General features: G+C 41.6%; 2 protein-coding genes. Both read left to right on the top strand.

Annotated elements, in window-relative coordinates:
• Window positions 1-681 (top strand): DEAD/DEAH box helicase family protein (locus ABEV74_RS23040; RefSeq protein ID WP_430150042.1); only part of this gene is annotated, 681 nt, incomplete at its 5' end.
• An 80-nt stretch (window positions 682-761) separates the two neighbouring features.
• On the top strand, window positions 762-1,769 hold the full coding sequence (locus ABEV74_RS23035; protein WP_430150040.1) for a DEAD/DEAH box helicase: 1,008 nt from the start codon (window positions 762-764) through the stop codon (window positions 1,767-1,769).
• Window positions 1,770-1,873: the final 104 nt, after the last annotated feature.

Genomic DNA, 1,873 nt, shown 5'->3' with positions numbered 1-1,873 from the left:
TACTTTAATTTTCGGGATAGAATTCCGCAGAAAGAAGCATATACCAAAATCTTTGAACATTATGAGGGTCAACCTGATGTAAGAGAAACTTCAATCATCTTGCCTGTAGGGTGCGGAAAATCGGGCCTTATTACATTGACCCCATTTGCAGTTAAATCTAGAAGGGCTCTAGTAATCGCCCCCGGTATTAACATTGCAGGTCAGTTATATAAAGATTTTGATCCTACTAAGGAAGATATGTTCTACATTAAATGCCGGGTATTAAACGGACAAGAATATCCCGAGCCTGCAGAAATTAGGGGCACGGCGACAAATGTTAGTGATTTGGAAGAAGCCGACGTTGTTATTACGAATATTCAACAGCTTCAAGGGAACAACAATCGCTGGCTAAGAGCCCTTCCATCAGATTTCTTTGACTTAATATTATTCGATGAGGCACATCATAATGTTGCTGAAAGCTGGAACATACTGCGAGAAGCGTTTCCGGAAGCTAGAATCGTAAATTATAGTGCAACTCCAAGAAGGTCTGATGGACAGCTGATGTCCGGGGAAATTATATACTCATTCCCAATTGTCCGAGCAATAGAAGAAGGATATGTAAAGAAGCTTAAGGCTGTTGTATTAAATCCACAGACACTAAAATACGTTCGGAGAGAGGATAATAGGATAATAGAGAAGTAGAAGTTAGTCTTGATGAAGTTCGCAGACTTGGTGAGGAAGACGCCGATTTTCGAAGAAGTATAGTTACATCGGAAGAAACGTTGTTCACTATTGTCGATGCTTCAATACGTGCCCTTAACAAGATCAGAAGCGAGTCTCAGAACCCTCGCCATAAGATTATTGCTTCGGCTCTCAATTATCAGCATTGCATTCAAGTTGTTGAAGCATATAGGGCTAGAGGTTTACAGGCTGACTATGTTCATAGCTTGCAGGACGGTGCTGAAAACGAGCGTGTGCTAGACCGGCTTAAAAATCATCAACTGGATGCCATTGTTCAAGTTCGGAAACTGGGAGAAGGATTCGATCACCCGCATCTAAGTGTAGCCGCAGTGTTTAGTGTTTTCAGGGAGCTTTCACCTTTCGTTCAGTTTGTCGGAAGAATCATGAGGGCCATCGATCAGAATGATTCTGAAAGTATTAATAATCAAGGAACAGTTGTTTTCCATGCAGGCTCCAATATCGCTAGATTGTGGAGCGACTTTCAGGAGTGTAGTCAAGCAGACAGAGAGTTCTTCGATCAATTACTCCCGATGGAGAGCTTGGATTTCGGAGATGCAACAGAAATAGAAATTGAACCTAGAACAAGATGGAGGAAACCAAACCAAGTTGAAATAAAGGGGCAAGCAGGTCTTATCATTGAAGAAATCCCATTAATTCTTGAAGATGCCGAAGTTCAAAGAGCGATTCAACTTTTGCAAGATAAAGGTGTGACCCTTGAAGACCTTCGTACCGCATATGAGCATAAACCCGTACCAACAACAAAGCAACGGCAAAGGCAAGCATCGAGACAAGCATTAGACGAACTTGTGAGGAATGAAACCGGGTTTATTTTGAAACAACGCGGAATTAATCCGCATGGACGCGAACTTGATAAGAAACACCTCGGAAAAACTAATTTTGTATTGTTGAAATCAGCTATCGATCGAAAAATAAATCAATTTGTTGGTAAGGAGCCCGGCTCAAGAAGCGAATATAGCTTGTCTGAGCTACAGGCTATTAAAGCTAACCTCCAGCAGATTGTTAACGAAGCTACTGCGGAGGTATTATAATGCCTCGGCCCAAATCATTTTTGAAGAAGCTTTCCGTTGATATTGCACGAAGAGGACATAAATGTCAACATATGAGTACACATGAGTCAGTGTCAAGTCAGTGT

It is taken from the genome of Paenibacillus cisolokensis, from assembly GCF_050481165.1.
GTDB lineage: Bacteria > Bacillota > Bacilli > Paenibacillales > Paenibacillaceae > Paenibacillus_AH > Paenibacillus_AH cisolokensis.
This window is presented reverse-complemented; position numbering and strand designations above follow the sequence as displayed.